The sequence below is a fragment of the Acidiphilium sp. 20-67-58 genome (assembly GCF_002255515.1).
GTDB lineage: Bacteria > Pseudomonadota > Alphaproteobacteria > Acetobacterales > Acetobacteraceae > Acidiphilium.
Genome location: NZ_NCAS01000083.1, coordinates 1 through 2,379, shown reverse-complemented (window position 1 = coordinate 2,379; position 2,379 = coordinate 1). Strand labels below are relative to the sequence as shown.

Below are 2,379 nucleotides of genomic sequence, written 5' to 3'. Positions count from 1 at the left end.
TGACCGCCGCCCGCGTGCCGGCGGCCGCGGCGACATAGACAAGCTGCGGCATCGTGCTGCAATCGCCGGCCGCGTAGATGTGCGCGGCCGAGGTCCGCAGGTGATCGTCCACCACGATCGCACCAGCGCGGTTTGTCTCGACACCAGCAGAATCGAGGCCGAGCCCTTCGGTGTTGGGCCGGCGCCCGGTTGCGACCAGCAGCCGGTCGGCCTCGATCTGTCCGGCATCGGTATCCACGATGAATCGGCCTTCCCGATAGGCCGCGTGGTGAGCTTCGGTTTCGCCGAGAACGCGAACGCCTTCGACCTCGAGGGCCTGCTGTAGCTCAGCCCCCAGTTCGGGATCCTCGCGCGTAAGCAGGGTACTGCGTGCCAGCACGGTCACGTCGACGCCAAGGCGTCGATACGCCTGTGCCAGTTCGAGGGCGACGAAGGACGAGCCGATCACCGCGAGCCGGGCGGGAAGTTCCTCGGCGAACAGCGCTTCCGTCGAGGTCCAGTAAGGTGTGTCCGCCAGCCCTGGAACGGGCGGGATCATCGGCGCGGCGCCGGTCGCGATGAGGATGCGATCCGGCGTCAGGCGCGTCACCTCGCCGGTCCGAGCGGCAATTGCGAGTGTCCGCGCATCCTCGAAGCGCGCGTCGCCGCGCAGCAGCGTGATCCGGGGGTTGTCGTCGATGATCTTCTGGTACTTGGCGCCGCGCAACGCCTCAACCCGGCCGCGCAGTTGGGCGAGCAACGCCCGCCGGTCCACCGGCTCCTCGCTGCGCGCGATACCCTCGAACGGATGGTGCCCGCGCTCATGCCGGATCTCAGCCGCGCGCAAGGTGATCTTGGAGGGCACGCAGCCGACATTGACGCAGGTGCCGCCGATGACCTCGCCCCGTTCGATCATGCTCACCCGGGCGCCGGCCTCGGTCGCACGGATCGCCGCCGCGAAGGCAGCACCACCACTGCCGATGATGGCGATGTGCAGCCCGCTCCCGTGCGGGATCGCAGCGCCGTGCGTGGCGTCATCGACCAGCGTCTCCAGCCCATAGCCGTGTGGAGCAAGCACCTTCCTGAGTGCCGCGAGGTCGAGGCCATCGGCGCCGTCGATCCGCGCGGTCCCGCGATCATAGGCGACACTCGCCCGGACGCCCGGAAGGTCGTTGAGGGTCTTCTCAACCGTGCGGGCGCAGTGCTCGCAGGTCATGCCAGTTACGCGCAGGGTATGAGATGTCATGCCAGGTCTCCGGTTGCGATTCGAGTGAAGTCAAAGGTCTCAAATGGCATTTGAGCTTTGCCCTTGGATGAGTGATGGAACGGCAGACGACGGCCCCTGATCGCCCCCGGGGAGCATGCCGTCACTATTCCCGGTGCCGGCGGGGCGGGCTGGCGCGGCATTCGATTTCGACCTGTTGCTCATGCCCAGCACGCAGAGCCCGAGGCCGCACGTAACAGCGCAGGGCAGGACCGCCAGGATGAGGGGCGCTAATCCGGCAGCCACCAGCCAGCCCCAACCGCCGACGGCGAGACCACCGCCAGCGGCGAGCGCAAGGCCACCGATGATCGCCACGCGGCTGGTCAGTAGACGCCGCCGGTCGGGCCGGCGTTCGGAACCCGGATGATCACAACATGCCCGCATGGCCGCAAACTCCTTCTCTCGCGCCTGGTCGAAGACGCATGAACCCCTTCAAATCCATCTGACGATGGTCTATAGGTCATGGAGTAACTCCAGGATCAAGAGGTATGTTTTGAGTAGTGTAAAGGACCGTCAAAAGCGTGCTTCCCCCACTTGGTGCGATAGCCCGTCAATGCCGATCGGCACGGTTGCGCGGCGAGCCGGCTGCGGCATCGACACCATCCGCTTCTACGAGAAGATCGGCATTCTTCAGCGGCCGCGGCGCACCGAAAGCGGACGCCGGGTCTATGGCACTGCCGACATCGCGCGCCTTACCTTCGTCTGCCGGGCCCGGGAACTCGGCTTCTCTCTCGACGAGGTACGCAGCCTTCTCAGTCTGGCCGAAAGAGATGAACGCCGCTGTGATGACGTGAAACAGGCTGCCATCCGCCATCGTCAGGACGTGCGCCGCAAGATCGCCGACCTGCGGGCGGTTGAGACCACTCTGGGAACCCTCATCCGGCAATGCGAAGCAGGGGGGCCGGCGGAATGCCCCTTGATCGAAGCGCTATCTCAACCGAAAGCGGCAGCGCCCGCGCCTTGAAGCGTCGCCGCTTAAAATACCACCGGATGATCCGTCCATAATCTCAAACTAGGCCAGATCAGAGCGGTGCTGAGCAACGATGCGCGACACCGTCGGTGCGCTGATGTTGTAAAGCCGAGCCATCTCGGCCCCGGACTTGCGGCCAGTGATGACGCTCTCGGCGATCTCGCGG

General features: G+C 65.9%; 2 protein-coding genes. One reads left to right on the top strand and one right to left on the bottom strand.

What is annotated here, in order from left to right; genetic code table 11:
- On the bottom strand, positions 1-1,225 hold a 1,225-nt coding region (locus B7Z76_RS15890; protein ID WP_291345214.1), incomplete at its 3' end, for an FAD-dependent oxidoreductase.
- A gap of 571 nt (positions 1,226-1,796) precedes the next feature.
- On the opposite strand from B7Z76_RS15890, the gene B7Z76_RS15885 reads away from it, so the two are divergent.
- The gene (locus B7Z76_RS15885; protein ID WP_035188305.1) at positions 1,797-2,207 is read left to right on the top strand and encodes a helix-turn-helix domain-containing protein; all 411 of its coding nucleotides are present in this window, start codon (positions 1,797-1,799) and stop codon (positions 2,205-2,207) included.
- Positions 2,208-2,379 lie beyond the last annotated feature (172 nt).

Coding starts and splice junctions, on each gene's coding strand:
- B7Z76_RS15885 (WP_035188305.1), top strand. CDS start 1,797: ATGCCGATCGGCACGGTTGCGCGGCGAGCCGGCTGCGGCATCGACACC.